Raw genomic sequence first — 17324 nt, 5'->3', positions numbered from 1 at the left:
ATCCCCTGTGACGGCGGACCCGCCGATCCTGACAGTCCGTCAAGTTCCGGTCGCCATCGTCGGCATGTCCGTGCTGCTGCCGGGATCCGCCGGTCTCGACGCGTACTGGCGGAATCTGCGGGACGGCGTGGACGCGATCGGCGAGGTGCCGGACGGGCGCTGGGACGCCGACTACTACCGGCCCGGCACGGCGGCCGAACCGGCCCTCGCGGACCGCGTCTACGCCCGCAGGGGCGGGTTCGTGGACGGGCTCGCGGAGGTGGAGGTCACCCGGTTCGGGATCATGCCGAACTCGGTGGCCGGCACCGAGCCCGACCAGCTGATCGCCCTGCACGTGGCCGCCGCCGCCCTCGACGACGCGGGCGGCACGGACCGGCTCCCCGACCGGGGGCGCGTCGGCGTCGTCCTGGGCCGGGGCGGCTACCTCACCCCCGCACTGGCCCGGCTCGACCAGCGGGTGCGTACGGCGGGACAGCTCGTGCGGACCCTGGGCGAGCTGCTGCCCGACCTGACCGACGGCCAACTCACCCGCATCCGGGAGGCGTTCACCGAGCGGCTGGGGCCGGACAGCCCCGAGTCGGCGATCGGTCTCGTGCCCAACCTCGCCGCTTCCCGGGTCGCCAACCGGCTCGATCTGCGCGGCCCGGCGTACACGGTGGACGCCGCCTGCGCGTCCTCCCTGGTCGCCGTGGACCAGGCGGTCGCCGAACTGGCCTCCGGGCGGTGCGACGTGATGCTCGCCGGGGGTGTCCACCACTGTCACGACATCACCTTGTGGAGCGTGTTCTCCCAACTGCGCGCCCTCTCCCCGAGCCAGCGGATCCGCCCCTTTCACCGGGACGCCGACGGCATCCTCATCGGCGAGGGCACCGGCGTCGTCGTCCTGAAGCGGCTGGCCGACGCCGAGCGGGACGGGGACCGGATCTACGCCGTGATCCGGGGCACCGGGGTGGCGAGCGACGGCCGGGCGGCCGGGCTGGTCAATCCCGATCCCGGCGGCCAGGCACAGGCCGTACGGCAGGCGTGGCGGGCCGCCGGACTCGACCCGGCAGCGCCCGGCGCGCTCGGGCTGCTGGAGGCGCACGGAACGGCGACCCCGGCCGGTGACAGCGCCGAACTGACCACGCTGGCCGAGGTGTTCGGGCCGGGTGACGGCGGGCGGGACGCCGTCCTGGGCTCGGTGAAGTCGATGATCGGGCACACCATGCCCGCCGCCGGTGTCGCCGGTCTGGTCAAGGCCGCCCTCGCCATCCACCACGCGACCCTGCTGCCCACGCTCCACTGCGACGATCCGCACCCGGGCCTCGCCCGCACCCGCTTCCGCACGCTGGAGAAGGCGGCGGAGTGGGAGACCGGCCCCGGACAGCCGGTCCGCCGGGCCGCCGTGAACGCGTTCGGGTTCGGCGGGATCAACGCCCACGTGGTGCTGGAGGAGGCACCGGGCGCACGGACGGGTGCCGCCGCGCCCCCCGGCCCCACCACCACACACGGCACCCGCCCGGCGGCTTCCCCGGGGGCCGCCCCCGCCTCCCAGGCCCACACTCTGGTCAGCGAGCCCGAGGCGGCTTCGCCGGGAGCCGACCCCGCCTCCCAGGCCCACACTCTGGTCAGCGAGCCCGAGGCGGCTTCGCCGGGAGCCGGCCCGGCCTCCCAGGCCCACACTCTGGTCAGCGAGCCCGAGGCGGCTTCGCCAGGGGCCGGCCCGGCCTCCCAGGCCCACACTCGGGCCGGCGAGCCCGAGGCGGCTTCGCCGGGAGCCGGCCCCGCCTCCCAGGCCCGCACGCAGGTCAGTGAGCCCGAGGAGATTCTGCTCCTGGCCGCCGACTCCCCCGCCCGGCTCGCCACCCTTCTGGACGCCGACGACGTCACCGTACGAGCCGCGGGACTCGATCCCGCTCGCCCGCACCCGGGATCGGGCCCGGCCCGGGTCGGGATCGTCGGACCCACCGCCAAGCGGCTCGCGCTGGCCCGTCGCGCGGTCGGCAAGGGGAGCGCCTGGCACGGCCGCAGCGACGTCTGGTTCCGGCCCGAGCCCCTGCTGGGCGCCGGTGGCGGAAAGCTGGCGTTCCTCTTCCCCGGCCTGGAGGGCGACTTCACGCCCCGGGTCGACGACATCGCCGCCCACTTCGGCCTGCCCGTGCCCGAACTCCCCCGGCGGGACGCCCAGGACATCGGCCGGCACGGCTTCGGTGTCGTCGCCGTGGGCCGGCTGCTCGACACCGCGCTGCGCCGCGCAGGGATCGTGCCGGACGCGGTCGCCGGGCACAGCGTGGGCGAGTGGACGGCGATGGCGGCGGGCGGACTGTACGCGGGGGACGAGGTCGACGCCTTCATGGCGGGCTTCGACCCGGACTCGGTGACGGTTCCCGGGCTGGCCTTCGGCGCGATCGGCGCGTCCGCCGCACGGGTGCTGGCGGCGCTGCGCGACGAGGGCGGGGCCGGGGCGGGACTCGTCCTCTCCCATGACAACGCGCCCGGCCAGTCCATGGTGTGCGGGCCCGAGCCGGCGGTGGAGGACTTCGTCCGGGTGTTCCGCTCCCGGGGCGTGCTCAGCCAGGTACTGCCGTTCCGGTCGGGCTTCCACACACCGATGCTGGAGCCCCATCTCGGCCCGATCGAGGAGGCCGCCGACCGGTTCCGGCTGCAGGCGCCCCACACGCCCGTCTGGTCGGGGACGACCGCCGCGCCCTTCCCCGAAGGGGAGGCGGAGATCCGGGCGTTGTTCGTCCGGCATCTGCTGGAGCCCGTGCGGTTCCGGCAGTTGGCGCAGGCCCTGTACGAGTCCGGGCACCGGGTGTTCGTCCAGGCGGGCCCGGGACAGCTCGGCTCCCTCGTCGGCGACACCCTCGGCGGACACGACCACCTGGTGGTCGCCGCCAACTCGCCCCACCGCACGGGCCTGGAACAGCTCCGCCGGGTGGCCACGGCGGTGTGGACGGCGGGGGCGAAGGTGGCTCCGGCCCTGGACCGCCCCCGGCGGGCCGGGGCCCGACGCCCGCCGGTGCGCCTGGACCTGGGGAGCGCACTCGTGTCGCTCCCGCCGGAGCGGCTCGCCGGACTCCGCGCCGGACTCGGCCCCGCGTCCAGCCCCGCATTCAGCCCCGGTCCCCGCCCGGGCGCCGGCGACCTTCCCTCCCCGCTGGATGCCCTTGCCGCACACTCTCCCCTGGCCGCCGAGTTGAGCGCCCTGATGCGCGAGACGGCGGACACGGCCGCGGCCCTGATGCGCCCACCGGCCCCGCACCACACTCCCGCCCCCGCCCCCACTCCCGCTCCCGCCCCTGTCCCCGTCCCCGTCCCCAGGGCGCTCACCCCCCGCCGCACCACCCTCCGCGTCTCCCCCGACACCATGCCCCACCTCCTCGACCACTGCTTCTTCCCGCAGCGCCCCGGCTGGCCCGAGGTAGCTGACCGGTGGCCCGTGGTGCCGGCGACGACGATCGTGCGGCACATCATGGACGCGGCGGCCGAGGCGGCCCCCGGCACGGTGCCGGTCGCCGTGCACGGCGCGCGGTTCGAGGAGTGGCTCACCGCCACCCCGCCGGTCGACGTACCGGTGACGGCGGTCCCGGAGGGCCCGGACCGCATGGCCGTGTCCTTCGGCCCGCGCGCCCGCGCCACGGTCGAACTGGCCGCCTCCCACCCGTCCCCGCCCCCGGCCCCCTGGCCGGCCGGCACCGCCGCCGAACGCGTCCCCGAACACACCGCCGCCCAGCTCTACGACGAGCGCTGGATGTTCCACGGCCCGGCGTTCCAGGGCGTCACCGAGCTGACCGCGATCGGCGACCGGCATGTGCGCGGGATCATCACCACCCCGCCCGCGCCCGGCGCGCTGCTGGACAACGTCGGTCAGATCCTCGGCTACTGGATCATGGCGACGCGGACCGAGCGGACCGTGGTGTTCCCGGTCGGTATGCGCGAGATGCGGTTCCACGGGCCGCATCCCGCACCCGGCACCGAGGTCGCGTGTCTCGTCCGGATCACCTCGCTCACCGACACCGTCCTGGAGGCCGACGTCCAGCTGACGGTCGCCGGCACGGTCTGGGCCGAGCTGTACGGCTGGCAGGACCGCCGCTTCGACAACGACCCGAAGACCCGTCCCGTCGAGCGCTTCCCGGAGCGCAACACCCTCTCCGAGTCCCGGCCGGGCGGCTGGACACTGCTGCACGAGCGCTGGCCGGACCTCGCCTCCCGCGAGCTGATCATGCGTAACTCGCTCGGCGGCCAGGAGCGTGACGAGTACGCGGCGCACGCCCCGCGCGGGCGCCGGCAGTGGCTGCTCGGCCGGATCGCCGTCAAGGACGCCGTACGGCGGTGGCTGTGGGACCAGGGCGAGGGCCCGGTCTTCCCGGCGGAACTCCGGGTGCGCAACGACGCGTCGGGCCGCCCGTACGTCACCGGCGTGCACGGGCGGGACCTGCCCCCGCTGGACGTCTCCCTGGCCCACTGCGCGGAGGCGGGCGTGGCGATCGTCCGCCCGCGCACACCCGGCCCGGGTCCCGGTCCCGGCATCGACATCGAGGAGGTCACGGCCCGCACGCCGGAGACCCTCGACGCGGCTCTGGGACCGGACGAACTCCGGCTGCTGAGCGGCCTGTTGTCGGCCGGCCAGGACTCCGAGGCGCTCTGGTTCACCCGCTTCTGGGCGGCGAAGGAGGCCGTCGCGAAGGCGGAGGGCACCGGATTCGGCGGCCGGCCACGGGACTTCACCGTCCGGAACGCGACCCCGGACGGCGACCGGCTGACCGTCTCCGGACGGCTGGCGCGCGCCTACACCGTGCTCTGCGAGCCCGCCGCCAACCCGCCCGCCCTGCCCGCCCGCCAGTACGTCGTCGCCTGGACCACCGGCCCGGCACAGGCACCCGCACCGGCACCCACACCGCCGAACCGACCGAACCGACCGAAGGAGTACGACCGATGACGCCCGTCACCGCCGACGAGGACAGTGTCCTCGCCGACATCACCGGCATGCTCGCGCGGCTCCTGGAGGACGAGTACGGCCTCGACGACGTGGAGATCGGCATGCAGACCTCGTTCAACCGCGATCTGGAGCTGGAGAGCATCGACCTGGTGACGCTGGCGGGACTGCTCCAGGAGCGGTACGGCGACCGGGTCAACTTCGCCGAGTTCCTGGCGGGGATGGAGTTCGACGAGATCATCGAGCTGACCGTCGGCCGGCTCGTCGAGTACGTGGTGACCAGTCTGAAGGCGGCGGGGGCGAGCTGAGCCATGGCGATGGTCGACACCGGCGCCGTCCGGTTGCACGTCCAGCGGCTCGGTCCCGGCGGGGGCCGCCCGGCCGGCGCCACCGTCGTCCTGGTGCACGGTCTGCTCACCGACAGCCTGGCCAGCCACTACTTCACCGTCGCGCCCGCGTTCGCGGCGGCCGGCCTGGACGTCGTCATGTACGACCTGCGCGGCCACGGGCGCAGCGGGCGCCCCGCCGAGGGCTACACCCTGGACCACAACATCGACGACCTGGAGGCGCTCCTGGACCGGCTGGGGGTGCCGGGGCCGGTGCATCTGGTCGGCAACTCCTACGGCGGCACGGTCGCGTTCGGTTACGCGGTCCGTCATCCGGAGCGGGCGGCCAGCGTCTGTCTCATCGAGTCCGAGCCGGCCACCCCGGCCTGGGCGCGGAAGCTGGAGCGGATCCTGGGCTGGGTGGTGGAGCGGCTCGCGCACCACGAGCCGGAGGCGCTCGCCTGGGTCACGGCCCACCGGGGGCAGCACACGGCCCGGCTGGCCAGGGGCGCGGCGCGGCTCGTGCGGGAGACGACCCTCGGCCGGGACATCCCGGCCAGCCGGGTGCTCACGCAGGAGCAGGTGGCGTCGGTGCGCTGCCCGGTGCTCGCCCTCTACGGGGGCGACTCCGACCTGGCCGAGCAGGCGGCCTGGCTGGAGGGGGTACTGCCGGACTGCCGGACGGTGATCGTGCCCGGTCATGAGCACTCGATCCTCGTGGAGGCCTCGGGGACGGTGGGCGGGCAGGTTCTGGCCCTGGTGGCGGAGACCCTGGGGACGGCGGCCCGGTGAGCCGGTTCCTGTTCGTCGTGCCGCCGCTGGTCGGGCATGTGAACCCGACGGTGGGGGTCGCGGCCGAGCTGGCCGCGCGGGGACACCGGGTGGCGTGGGTGTGCCCGGATCCGGAGCTGGTGGGGCGGCTCGCGGGGCCCGGTGCGCTCGTGTTCGGGTGTGCCGGTGCCGTCCGGGGCGAGCGGCCCGCCGAGCTGCGCGGCCCCGAGGCGCTGAAGTTCCTGTGGGAGTGGTATCTGCTGCCGCTGGCCGAGGCGATGGCGCCGGGTGTGCGGGCGGCCGCCCGGGAGTTCCGGCCGGATGTGGTGGTGGCCGACCAGCAGGCGTTCGCGGGGGCGTTCACCGCCGAGCGGCTGGGGCTGCCCTGGGCGACCTCGGCGACGACCTCGGCCGAGTTCACCGATCCGCTGGCCGGGCTGCCCAAGGTGCGGGAGTGGGTCGACGAGCGGCTGGCCGCACTGCGCACCTCGCTCGGCGCTCCCTCGGGGGCGACGGACCCGCGGTTCTCCCCGCATCTCGTGCTCGCCTTCAGCGCGGCGGAGTTGGCGGGCCCGGCCGAGGGGGTCCGCTGGGTCGGCCCCTCGATCGGCGCGCGCCCCGAGGCGTCCGGCTTCCCCTGGGAGTGGCTCGATCCCGGCCGGGCCACCGTCCTGGTGAGTCTCGGCACGGTCAACGCCGATGCGGGCGGGCGTTTCCTCGACGTGTGCCGCACCGCGATGCGCGAACGGGCGGACCGGGTGCAGGCGTTGATCGTCGACCCGGGCGGCGCCCTCGGCGCCGCCGGTGACGACAAGGACGTGCTGGTGGTGCCGTCCGTGCCCCAACTCGCGCTGCTGGAGCGGGGGCTGGACGCGGTGGTGTGCCACGCCGGGCACAACACGGTGTGCGAGGCGCTGTGGCACGGCGTCCCGCTGGTGGTCGCCCCCATCCGGGACGACCAGCCGGTGGTCGCCGGGCAGGTCGTGGACGCGGGCGCCGGGGTGCGGGTGCGCTTCGGCCGGGTCACGGCGTCGCGGCTGGGCGCCGCGCTGGACGCCGTACTGCACGAGCCCGAGTACCGGGCGGCCGCCGACCGGATCGGGTCGGCGTTGCGCGCCGCGGGCGGCGCACCGGCCGCCGCGGACCATCTCGACGCGTTGGCAAGGGAGTCCGGATGACCGACGAGACCCGGCCGGGCGAGCGGATCGCCGCGCTGCGCCCCGGCTACCAGGCCGACATCGCGGCCGGTGCGGAGCGCTTCCTGGAGCCCCGGCGCACCAGCTGCCCGTGGTGCGGCGGCGAGGCCCTCACCACCCGGCTGCGCACCACCGACCTGCTGCAGCACAAGCCGGGCCGGTTCGTCCTGGACCGCTGCGAGGGCTGCGGGCACGTCTTCCAGAACCCCCGGCTGAGCGCGGCGGGGCTGGAGTTCTACTACCGGGACTTCTACGACGGCCTGGGCGAGAAGAAGCTCGGGGAGACCTTCGGGGCGCGGACGAGGACGTACCGGAACCGGGCCGAGTCGATGCTGCCGTACGACTCCGCGCCGAAGGCCTGGCTGGACGTGGGCACCGGGCACGGGCACTTCTGCGCGGCGGCGCGGGAGGTGCTGCCGGACACGGTGTTCGACGGGCTGGACTTCACCGACGGCGTCGAACTCGCCGAGCGGGAGGGCCGGGTGGCGCACGGACACCGGGGGAGCTTCCCGGACCTGGCACCCGAACTGGCCGCCCGGTACGACGTGGTGAGCATGTTCCACTATCTGGAGCACAGCACCGACCCCGACCGTGAGCTGCGGGCGGCCCGGGAGGCGGTGCGGCCGGGCGGGCATCTGCTGATCGAGGTCCCGGACCCCGAGAGCCGGTACGCCCGGCTGCTCGGCCGCTGGTGGCTGCCCTGGCTGCAGCCGCAGCATCTGCATTTCGTGCCGGTGGCCAATCTGCGGGACCGGCTCACCGAGCTGGGCTTCACGGTGGTCGCGGAGCAGCATGCCGAGCCGCACGATCCGGTCGATCTGCTGGCCGCCGTGTGGCTGGCGCTGGACCACGCGGCGCCGCGCGAGGACGCGCCGTGGCTGTCCGCACGGCCGGGCGCGCTGCGCCGTACGCTGCGGGCCGCCCTGCTGATCGCGGGCGTCCCGGCGCTGATCGCGGGCACGCTGCTCGACCGGTTCGCCGTCCGGCCGCTGGCGCACCGGCTGGGTGTGTCCAACGCGTACCGGATCGTGGCCAGACGCGGCTGACGGCTGGGCAGACGGGTTCCGCCGTGCTAGCTTCAGGCCCACCGAACCATCAGGAATCCTGGCGATCCACGGTACGGCCCGACGAACGGAACCCGCATGTCCCTCCTGGCCAGACCGGCGGTGGCGACCCGCGCCGCCAAGACGATGCAGGGCCTCACCAGGCTGGCGAGCCGCCGCTCCGGCGGCCCCGGTTCCACGGCTGCCTGGCAGGCCCGGTTCCCCGAGTACCCGGGGGACGCAAGCGGGACGACCGTGTCGACGTCGGTGGCCCCGGCGCCGGTCACGGTGTACCTGCCGCCGGGCGGGACCGCCACCCGGCCACCCGTCCACGTCAACTTCCACGGCGGCGGCTATGTCATGTCGATGCCGGTGATGGACGACGCGCTGTGCCGCTTCCTGGCCGTCGAGGCGGGTGTGGTCGTGGTCAATGTGAAGTACGTGGTCGCGCCGCAGCACCCGTTCCCGGCGCCGACCACCCAGGCGTACGAGGTCGTGCGCTGGGTGGCCGGGCACGGCGCGGAGCACGGCTGGGACGGCGCGCGGCTCACCGTGGGCGGGCAGAGCGCGGGCGGCGGGCTCGCCGCGGCCGTGGCCCGCCAGGCCCTGGAACAGGACGGTCCGGCGATCGCCCTCCAGATCCTGCACTATCCGCCGCTGGACCTCGCCACCGCCGCCCGGGACAAGAAGGCGTCGGTCGCCCGGCCGATGCTGCGGCCCTGGATGGCGGACGTCTTCGACACGTCGTACGTGCCCGACCCGAAGGCGCGCGCCGACCGGCTCGTCTCCCCCGCGCACCCCTCGGACACCGCCGATCTCCGGGGCATCGCACCGGCTCTGGTGATCACCGCCGAGTACGACCTGCTGCGCGCGGAGGCGGTCCGCTACGCCGAGCGGCTGCGCTCGGCCGGCGCCCTCGTCGAGCATCACGACGTGACCGGCGCCGACCACGGCTACGACACGAGCGACGACGAAAAGGCCCGTACCTCTTACGCCCTGATGGCCCGTCATCTCCGCCGGGCCACCACGCCCGACGCCTCCTGAGAGGCGCGGGCGCCGCGGTCCCGCCGGAAGCCGCCGTCCCCCTATTCGGCGGCTTCCGGCGGGACGACCCCCAACTGCGCGGCCCGCCCGGCCAGTTCACGCCAGAGCTTCGGCGCCACCGGGATGCCCCGCTCCCCTCGCCCTGCGGCGACGGCGGCACTGCGTTCGCCCGGGTAGTACACGCCCTCCGCACCTTCCGCCACGGGCAGGCCCTTCAGCGCGTCCAGCGTCGCCCCGACGTCCTCGGCGAAGGTGTCCGCGCCGCCGAAGGCAGCCGGGTCGACCGCGATGAGCAGGGCGTTCTGGCGGTGCTTACGGCCCGCCGGATCACCGGAGTGGAAGGCCGCGAGGATCGGCGCGCCGACCAGCACACTGGTCAGCAGTTCGAACGCCAGGGACATGCCGGAGCCCTTCGCCCCGCCCAGCGGCAGCGGCATGACCGCCCGTTCCGGGTCGGTGGTGGGGATGCCGTCCTCGGTGGCCGCCGCCCCCTCCGGCAGCGGGGTGCCGGCCGCCTTCGCCTGCCGGATCTTCCCCAGGGCGATGGTGGCGGTGGCCATGTCGAGCAGCGGCGGGGCGTGCCGCGACCCCGGGGCGGTCGGTACGGCGACGGCGAGCGGGCTGGTCGCGACCGCCGCGCCCTTCACCCCGGTGTAGCCCATGTTCGGCATGCCGGCGACGAACCCGATGCCGACCAGGCCCTGTTCGGCGATCCGGGACACGTAGTAGCCGATCGCCCCGGTGTGCACGGTACGGCGTACGCCCACCGCCGCGACGCCGGTCGCCCTGGCCCGGGTCACCGCCTCGTCGGCGGCGGCGGTGAGGGCCACCGGGCCGGGCGCGCGGTCGGCGTCCACGACCGCCGTGGCCGGGGCGCTCGACTCGACGACGATCCGGGCGTCGGCGTTCGCGACGCCCTTCTCCAGCAGGTCCAGATAGGCGGGGACACGGGCGATGCCGTGCGAGTCGACGCCGCGCTGCGCGGCCCAGACGAACACGTCGGCGGTGGTCCGGGCGTGTTCGGCGCTCAGGCCGCCCTTCTCCAGGAGGGCGGCGGAGAAGGCGCGCAGGTCCGCTGCGGGCACCAGGACCTTCGGGGGTGGGGTGGACATGGGGGTCTCCTGAGTCAGCGGGTGACGAGGACGTCGACGACGGCGGTGGTGCCCCCGGCCACGGCCGCGAGGGCGCGCTCCAGCGCGGGGGCGAGCGCGTCCGGGGCGTCGACGGTCTCGGTGTGCATGCCGAAGGGTTCGGCGAAGGACGCCAGCCGGGGCAGCCGGTGCAGATCGGTGCCCAGCCACTCCCCCGTCCCGGCGGCCGCGCCGTCGGGGTAGAAGCGGCGGTGGTTGAGGTTCATCGACCGGTAGGCGCGGTTGTTGAACACCACGACCAGCAGCGGGAGTTCGTACGTCCGGGAGGCGTCGTACGACGGGACGAGCGGGTTGTAGGCGAACGCGCCGTCACCGATCGTGAGCACCACCGGGCGGTCCCGCGCGGCGAGTTTGACGCCGAGGGCGACCGCGAGGCCCTGGCCGAGTCCGCCCTGCACATAGAAGTACGAGTCGGGGGCCGAGGTCCGCAGGTGCCGCTTGACCACCCGGCTGTGGGTGATCGTCTCGTCGACGACGATCGCGTCCCTGCCGTCGAGCAGCCCGCGCAGGGTCGCGGCGACCAGCACCGGGTCGATCCCCTCCGCGGCCGCGGCCCTGGTCTCGGCGGCGTCGACGGCGGCCTGTTCCTCCGCGTGCCGCTGTTCCTGGGCCCGGCGGCGGGCGTCCGGCACCGCGCCGTCCAGGTCCTTGGCCCGTTTGGCCAGCTGGCGCAGGCTGTTCGTGACGTTTCCCTCCAAGTACCGGTCGGCGAACAGCACTTGGTAGACGACGTGCGGGCGCTGCGGCACCTCGTCGATCACCACGACCGTCGCCCTGGCGGGGCGGCGCGACGGCGGGTAGAACGGGGCGCGGCAGTTGACGAGCAGGATCAGGTCCGCCTCTTCCAGCCACGGCCCGATGTCGCTGCCCGCGTGGAGGGGGTGGGTGCGTGGGAAGTTGGCGCAGACCGCGGAGTCGGGCTCGACGACCGGGATCTGCCAGGCCTCGGCGAAGGCGACAAGGGCCTCGAAGCCGCCCGCCTCCCGGCCGGCCGTCTCGGTCACGATCACCGGGTGGCTGGCCTCGCGGATCAACTGCGCGACGGCGTCGGCCTCTTCGGGCGAGCTGTGGGTGGAGCCCGGCGCGACGACGGGCTTGGCCGTACGGCCGTCCCACTCCTCCAGGAGGATCTCCAGCGGGACGTTCAGGTACGCCGGTCCCGCCGGGGCCCGCCAGGACAGCTCCGCCGCCCGGGTGATCATGGTGGGCAGGGTGTGGACGCTGGCGGCCTCGTTGGCCCACTTGGTGAACGGCTGGGCGACCTGGTGCGGGCCGCCCACGATCGACAGGTTGCGGTACCACTGCCCGCCCGGGTCGTGGCCGGGGGCGTCGCCGTAGGTGGTCGACTCCGAGGAGGCCACCACCATGGGCACGCCCGCGAGGAGCGCGCCGTGCACCGCCATCGAGCCCTGCAGCAGGCCGGGGGCCGCGTGCAGCAGCACGCCCTGGGGGCGGCGGGCGAGGAGACCGTAGCCGGTGGCCATGCCGACGGCCACGGTCTCGTGGGTGAGGTCCAGGTAGCGCGGCGCCGGCTCGCCGTCGCGGTGGCGGCGGGCCAGGGACTCCCACACCGGGGCCCATTCGGAGCCGGAGGAGCAGAAGAGGTGGTCGGCGCCGGCGGCCTCGAAGGCGGCTACGAAGGCATCACCGCCGTCCCGGCGCGGCGTAGGGGTGCTGTCGGTCATCTGCGGGGTGTCCTCAGCCCTCGATCGGCCAGTTCAGGACCTCGGAGATACCGCGGCCCATGATCCACTCCAGCTCCTCGGGCGTGAAGTCCCAGTGCTTGGTGAACTGTTCGATGGTGTCGGTGTAGGTGATGCCGTGGCCCAGCAGCCGGGTGATGTCGGTGCCGTAGAAGCAGCGCTGCGGGCCCATCCTGTCGACCATCTCGCGCACGTACTTCTGGATGTTGCCGTTGGGGAAGGGCTGCGTCGAATAGCCGGGCAGCGCCGAGACCTTGACGTAGATGTTGGGGTGGACGGCCAGGTCGGCGGTCTCGGAGACCCAGTAGCCGATCGCGTCGTCCACACAGCGGGCCATGATGCCCATGTGATCGATGATGATCTTCAGTTGGGGGTGCTTCTCGGCGATCCGGCCGAGCTCGCGCTTCCAGATCGGGGCGTGGACCATGGTGGGGATGCCGAGTTCCTCGGCGACCGGCCAGTACCAGTCGTTGGTACCGTCGATCATCCAGTTGCGGTCCTGCGGCCGGTGGAAGGTCAGCCGTGTGCCCTTGACATGCGGGTTCTGCGCGAAGTCCGCCAGCATGGCCTTGCCCTCCGCGGGCTTGTTCTGCGGGATGCGGGCCATGATGCCGAAGCGGTCGGGATGCGCCTCGCAGGCCTCGAGCGCGTAGTCGATCCGGTCGCCCTCCCAGGACGGCGGCAGGATCAGCGCGCGGTTCACCCCGGCCTCGTCCATCAGCTCCAGCGCCTCCTCGTAGGAGAAGGGGTCCTCGCGGTGTCCGTTGAGGCGGATCCGCTCCCGGGCGCCGGGCACCCAGGGGCGGTCCGGGGACTCTTCCAGCCAGATGTGGATCTGCGTGTCGACGACGAACATGTCCCGTACTTCCTTCTCTCGGTGGGGCACGTGGTGAGGCGTTGCGCAGGGAACGCTAGGCGGGCGGAAAGGCCTTGCGGAGCCCCTGGGAGCGCAAGCTGTTCTTGCGTGAATCCGCCCTGTTCGCAGGGCACTTTCAGGATGCGGACCGGTGATCGAGGACGGCGTCGGCGAGGTGCTCGGCGATCGCCATGGAGGCCGTCGCGGCGGGCGAGGGCGCGTTGCGCACGGCGGTGATCCGGCCCCTGCGGTGGATGCGGAAGTCGTCCACGAGGGTGCCGTCACGGTCCAGTGCCTGGGCGCGCACGCCCGCCCCGCCGCGGACGACGTCCCGGACGCCCACACCGGGGACGTAGAGGGCGGCGTCCCGCATGAAGGCGGCCGTGGAGAACGAGCCCCGGTACTCCTTGATCCCGGTACGCCAGTGCCGGGCCGCCATCCGCCAGGTGCCGGGGTAGGCGGCGAGGCCGGCGAGGTCGCGGGGGGAGATCCGGGTGCGGGTGTAGCCCTCCCGGGCCAGGGCCAGGACGGCGTTCGGGCCGACCTCCACCGAACCGTCGACCCTTGGGGTGAAGTGCACGCCGAGGAACGGGTAGCGCGGGTCCGGCACCGGGTAGACCAGCCCGCGCACCAGATCCGTCCGCTCCGGCCCGAGCAGCATGTACTCGCCCCGGAAGGGGACGATCCGCGGCTCCCGCCGGTCCCGGGCGAGCCCCGCGACCGTGTCGGAGTGGAGGCCGGCGCACAGGATGAGGCGGTCCACGCGCAGGCGCTCCTCCCCCGAGGACGTCCTGGAGGCCAGCTCCACGCCGCCGGGTACGGCGGTGATCCCCGTGACCGGGAAGCCGAGCCGCACCTCGCCGCCGGAGTCGACGACGTCCTGCGCGAAGGCGCGGGCGATCGCCGGATAGTCGGTGATCGCGGTGCGCGGGGAGTGCAGGGCCGCGATCCCCCCGGCGTTCGGCTCGATCTCCCGGATCTCCTCCTTCGAGACCCTGCGCAGATCCGGCACATGGTTGTTCCTGGCCCGCTCGTACAGGCCGGCCATCCGGCCGAGCTCGTCCTCACGGACGGCCACCACCAGCTTGCCGATCTCCCGGTACGGCAGCCGCCGGTCCCGGCAGTACTCGCGCAGCAGCGCGACCCCCCGTACACACAGGTCGGCCTTGAGACTTCCCGGGGTGTAGTAGAGGCCGGCGTGCACGACACCCGAGTTGTGACCGGTCTGGTGCAGCGCGGCCGCCCACTCCTTCTCGACCACCACGACGCGGGTGCCGGGGCGGCGCAGCGCGAGTTCGCGGGCCGTGGCCAGCCCCACGATGCCCGCGCCCACGACACCGATCGTCTCGTCAGCCACGGGCGCTCTCCGGGGCGCCGAGATGGATCGCGACCGTCTTGACGCGGGTGGAGAAACGGAGCACCTCGTCGCCCTGCTCCTTGTACGCCGTACCGGAGTCGCGGAAGCCGCCGAACGGCAGATGGACGTCCCAGCCGGTGGTGGTCGTGTTGACGGCGACCTGCCCGCACTCGGCCTCGTCGGCGAAACGGTGGGCGCGGGCCAGGTCCCGGGTGAAGACGGCCGCGGCGAGGCCGAAGGCGGAGTCGTTGACGGCCTCGACGGCCGCGTCGAACCCGTCGACCGCCCGCAGCGCGAGCACCGGCCCGAACACCTCCTCGCGCCAGATCGCCGTCCCGGGCGTGATGTCGGCGAGGACCGTCGGCAGCACATGGCAGCCGTGGACCCGCTCGCCCTCGGTGTCGGCCCGGCCGCCGGTCAGGACGGTGGCGCCCTGCTCGACGGCCCTGGCGATGTCCGCGAGGACGCTGTCGCGCTGCTTCGGGCTCGACAGCGGGCCCAGGGTCGTCGCCGGGTCGGCGCCCGGACCGCCCTTCAGCGCCTCGACCTCGCCGATGAGGAGCCGGGTGAACTCCTCGTACACCGGACGGTCGACGATCACCCGGCTGGTGGCGGTGCAGCGCTGCCCCGCCTGTCCGAACGCGGCGGCCACGACGGCCCGCGCGGCGGCCGGGAGATCGGCGTCCGCCAGCACCACGGACGCGTTCTTGCCGCCCAGCTCGCCCTGGAAGCGGACGTTGCGGTCGGCGAGCCGGCGGCGGATGCGGGCTCCGACGGCGTTGGAACCGGTGAAGGTGATCCCGGCGATCCGCGGGTCGTCGAGGAGGGCCTCCTCGATGTCGGCGGTGCGGCCGGTGACGACGTTCAGGACACCGGCCGGCAGCCCGGCCTCGTGCAGGGCGCGGGCGAGGTGCAGCCCCGACAGCGGGGTCTCCGTGGCCGGCTTGAACACGGCCGCGTTGCCGGCCGCGAGCAGCGGGGCGAGCTTGCGCGCCGGGGTGATCAGCGGGTCGTTCCAGGGGCTGATCACCAGGATCACGCCGATCGGCTCGCGCTGGGTGTGCGTACGGTGGTGCGGGCGGGCGTCGTGCAGGAGGGTGCCGTAGCCCTGCCGGGCGCAGCCGGCGTAGTACTCCAGGAAGTCGGCGGCCTTGAGGGTCTCGCCGGTGGCCTCCGCGAGGGTCTTGCCGTTCTCCGCGGTGACGTCGGCGACGATCTCCTCGACCCGCTCGCGGATCAGCCGGGCCGCGTCGGTGAGGATCCGGGCCCGCTCGAAGGGGCTGGTGCGCTTCCACACGGCGAACCCGCGCTCGGCGTGGTCGAAGGCCCGGGTCACGTCCTTGGCCGGGAGGGCGGGGACACGGGCGACCGGGGTGCGGACGTCGGCGGGGTCGAGGACGTCGATCCAGTCGCCGCTCGTCACCCACTCCCCGCCGGAGAGGGTTTCCTGGGTTCGCATGTTCGGGTCACTTCCTTTGTCGGCCAGGGGCGGACTGCGAGAGAACACCAGGTCGGGGCGGTGCCACCAGGGCCTTGGCAGCAGGCATAGGTTGCATCGCGCGGGGGCCGGACCAGGGGCGGGTCGTGCTGGAATCGGCCGACCGGACCATACGACCGAGGAGAGAACGAGATGTCCTACGCAGTCGTCGCCCACTACCGCTGCGCCCCCGCCGACGAGGCGTCCGTGCGTGACGCGTTGCTGAAGATGCGCGAACACACGCTGGCCGAGCCCGCGAACGAGGGGTACGAGGTGCATGCCGTGGCCGACGAGCCGGGTGGGTTTCTGCTGTACGAGCGGTACGCGGACCGGGCCGGGTTCGAGGCGCACAAGGCGGCCGGACACTTCGAGGAGCTGATCGTGGAGACCGTGTGGCCGCTGCTCACGGACCGGACGGTCACGTTCGCCGAAACCCTTTAGCCCTACGGGGCCGGGCGCGCCCGGCCCCGTCGCTCAGAACTCGTTGCCCCAGCAGTACCGGGCGATCGTCTCCACCAGCACCAGCTTGCGGCGCTGGTCCTCCGCGCTCAGCAGCGGGCGTGAGGCCACGTCGGCGAAGCCGCGGGACGGGGACACCGCCGCGTCCTCCAGGTCCTTGAACTCGCCCACCCGGTCGATCCGGGTCATCACCGTGTCGATGTCCTCCGGCTCCGGCACGGTCGCGTCGACCACGCCCAGGCAGAAGTCCCGGTCGTCGGGGAGCGCCCGGACGAGGTCCAGTTCGGCCGGGGTGCCCTGGTCGAAGGGGAGGATCCAGCGGTCGGCGCCGACCGTGCCGTAGAGCCGCTCCGCCCGCGCCCGGTCCACCTCGGCGGGTGCCCGCCAGCCGGGTGAGACGCCGATCCGTACGCCTTCGGGCCGCTCGTCGAGTCGTACGGCCGATGCGTCCACCGCGAGCGCGTCCGCGAAGGAGAGGGCGCCCGGATCGGTGGGATCGGTACCCAACTGGCCCAGCAGGAGCGGGTTGTTGAGCTGGATCAGGCGTACGCCCCGGGAGACCAGGAGCGCGATCTCCGTCTGGACGATCTCGGCCAGCGCCTCGCCCAGTTCGCGGGCGGAGGCCGGGCCGAGGCCGGGCCGGAAGGTCGTCGCGGCGAGGTACGCCGGGGAGGGCAGCGAGGCCTTGGCGGCGATCACGGTCAGCTCGGTGAGCCGGGCCACCCGGTCGGCGAGCAGCGGGCCGCCCGCCTTCGGCAGCGCTTCGGCGACCCAGCGGGCCAGCCCGTCCGCGTCGGTCTCGTCCGTACGGCGCAGGCCCGAGAGCCCGTCGAGGACCGCACTGCGGAAGTCCTCCCGGGGGAAGTCGCCGTCGGTGACGACGGTCGAGCGGAGCCCCCGCTGGTGGGCGACCGTCTCCCGGACCGCCGCGTCCACGGACTGCGGGTCGTCGAGGGGGAGGCCGGCCGGACGGACCAGGCTGCCGTGGTGGTCGATGCGGTAGTTGAAGGTGTCGGCCATGGC

Annotated in this window: 13 protein-coding genes; 7 read left to right on the top strand and 6 right to left on the bottom strand. The window is 74.2% G+C overall.

All coding sequences use genetic code 11. The features are described from left to right. Positions 1-28: 28 nt before the first annotated feature. From ABZ464_RS22110 to ABZ464_RS22085, 6 genes are all read left to right on the top strand, one after another. The gene (locus ABZ464_RS22110) at positions 29-4921 is read left to right on the top strand and encodes a beta-ketoacyl synthase N-terminal-like domain-containing protein (RefSeq protein WP_359279416.1); all 4893 of its coding nucleotides are present in this window, start codon (positions 29-31) and stop codon (positions 4919-4921) included. Continuing rightward, positions 4918-5226 (top strand): acyl carrier protein, encoded by a 309-nt coding sequence (locus ABZ464_RS22105; RefSeq protein WP_359279331.1) that lies wholly within the window; start codon positions 4918-4920, stop codon positions 5224-5226. Before ABZ464_RS22110 ends, ABZ464_RS22105 begins: the two co-directional genes overlap by 4 nt. A gap of 3 nt (positions 5227-5229) precedes the next feature. Beyond that, positions 5230-6036 (top strand): alpha/beta hydrolase, encoded by an 807-nt coding sequence (locus ABZ464_RS22100; RefSeq protein WP_359279330.1) that lies wholly within the window; start codon positions 5230-5232, stop codon positions 6034-6036. Further along, positions 6033-7193 carry a glycosyltransferase gene (locus ABZ464_RS22095; protein ID WP_359279329.1) on the top strand — a complete coding sequence of 387 codons (1161 nt, stop codon included), beginning with the start codon at positions 6033-6035 and terminating at the stop codon, positions 7191-7193. Before ABZ464_RS22100 ends, ABZ464_RS22095 begins: the two co-directional genes overlap by 4 nt. Further along, positions 7190-8257 (top strand): class I SAM-dependent methyltransferase, encoded by a 1068-nt coding sequence (locus ABZ464_RS22090; protein ID WP_359279328.1) that lies wholly within the window; start codon positions 7190-7192, stop codon positions 8255-8257. Before ABZ464_RS22095 ends, ABZ464_RS22090 begins: the two co-directional genes overlap by 4 nt. 96 nt (positions 8258-8353) lie before the next feature. Next, complete coding sequence (locus ABZ464_RS22085) at positions 8354-9298, top strand: alpha/beta hydrolase fold domain-containing protein (protein WP_359279327.1); 945 nt, start codon at positions 8354-8356, stop codon at positions 9296-9298. Between the two features lie 41 nt (positions 9299-9339). Here ABZ464_RS22085 and ABZ464_RS22080 read toward each other — a convergent pair whose 3' ends face one another. The 5 genes from ABZ464_RS22080 to ABZ464_RS22060 form a co-directional block, all read right to left on the bottom strand. Then, on the bottom strand, positions 9340-10410 hold the full coding sequence (locus ABZ464_RS22080) for an Ldh family oxidoreductase (protein ID WP_359279326.1): 1071 nt from the start codon (positions 10408-10410) through the stop codon (positions 9340-9342). Positions 10411-10424: 14 nt separating this feature from the next. After that, the gene (locus ABZ464_RS22075; protein ID WP_359279325.1) at positions 10425-12134 is read right to left on the bottom strand and encodes a thiamine pyrophosphate-dependent enzyme; all 1710 of its coding nucleotides are present in this window, start codon (positions 12132-12134) and stop codon (positions 10425-10427) included. A gap of 13 nt (positions 12135-12147) precedes the next feature. Next, a complete protein-coding gene (locus tag ABZ464_RS22070) occupies positions 12148-13008 on the bottom strand; it encodes an amidohydrolase family protein (RefSeq protein ID WP_359279324.1) in 861 nt (286 codons plus the stop codon). Between the two features lie 136 nt (positions 13009-13144). Beyond that, positions 13145-14365 carry an L-2-hydroxyglutarate oxidase gene (gene lhgO, locus ABZ464_RS22065; RefSeq protein ID WP_359279323.1) on the bottom strand — a complete coding sequence of 407 codons (1221 nt, stop codon included), beginning with the start codon at positions 14363-14365 and terminating at the stop codon, positions 13145-13147. Further along, positions 14358-15824, bottom strand: a complete 1467-nt coding sequence (locus ABZ464_RS22060) for an aldehyde dehydrogenase family protein (RefSeq protein ID WP_359279322.1) — start codon at positions 15822-15824, stop codon at positions 14358-14360. The genes lhgO and ABZ464_RS22060 overlap by 8 nt, the downstream gene beginning before the upstream one ends. 171 nt (positions 15825-15995) lie before the next feature. Between ABZ464_RS22060 and ABZ464_RS22055 the strand changes: the two genes are divergently transcribed. After that, positions 15996-16283 (top strand): antibiotic biosynthesis monooxygenase, encoded by a 288-nt coding sequence (locus ABZ464_RS22055; protein ID WP_359279321.1) that lies wholly within the window; start codon positions 15996-15998, stop codon positions 16281-16283. A 33-nt stretch (positions 16284-16316) separates the two neighbouring features. On the opposite strand, the gene ABZ464_RS22050 is transcribed toward ABZ464_RS22055, so the two are convergent. Next, the gene (locus ABZ464_RS22050) at positions 16317-17321 is read right to left on the bottom strand and encodes a methionine synthase II (cobalamin-independent)-like protein (protein WP_359279320.1); all 1005 of its coding nucleotides are present in this window, start codon (positions 17319-17321) and stop codon (positions 16317-16319) included. Positions 17322-17324: the final 3 nt, after the last annotated feature.

Origin of the sequence: Streptomyces sp. NPDC005820 (assembly GCF_040630255.1) — a bacterium.
Taxonomy (GTDB): domain Bacteria; phylum Actinomycetota; class Actinomycetes; order Streptomycetales; family Streptomycetaceae; genus Streptomyces.
Note: the sequence above shows the minus strand (reverse complement) of the source record. Positions and strands in the feature narration are given on the sequence as shown.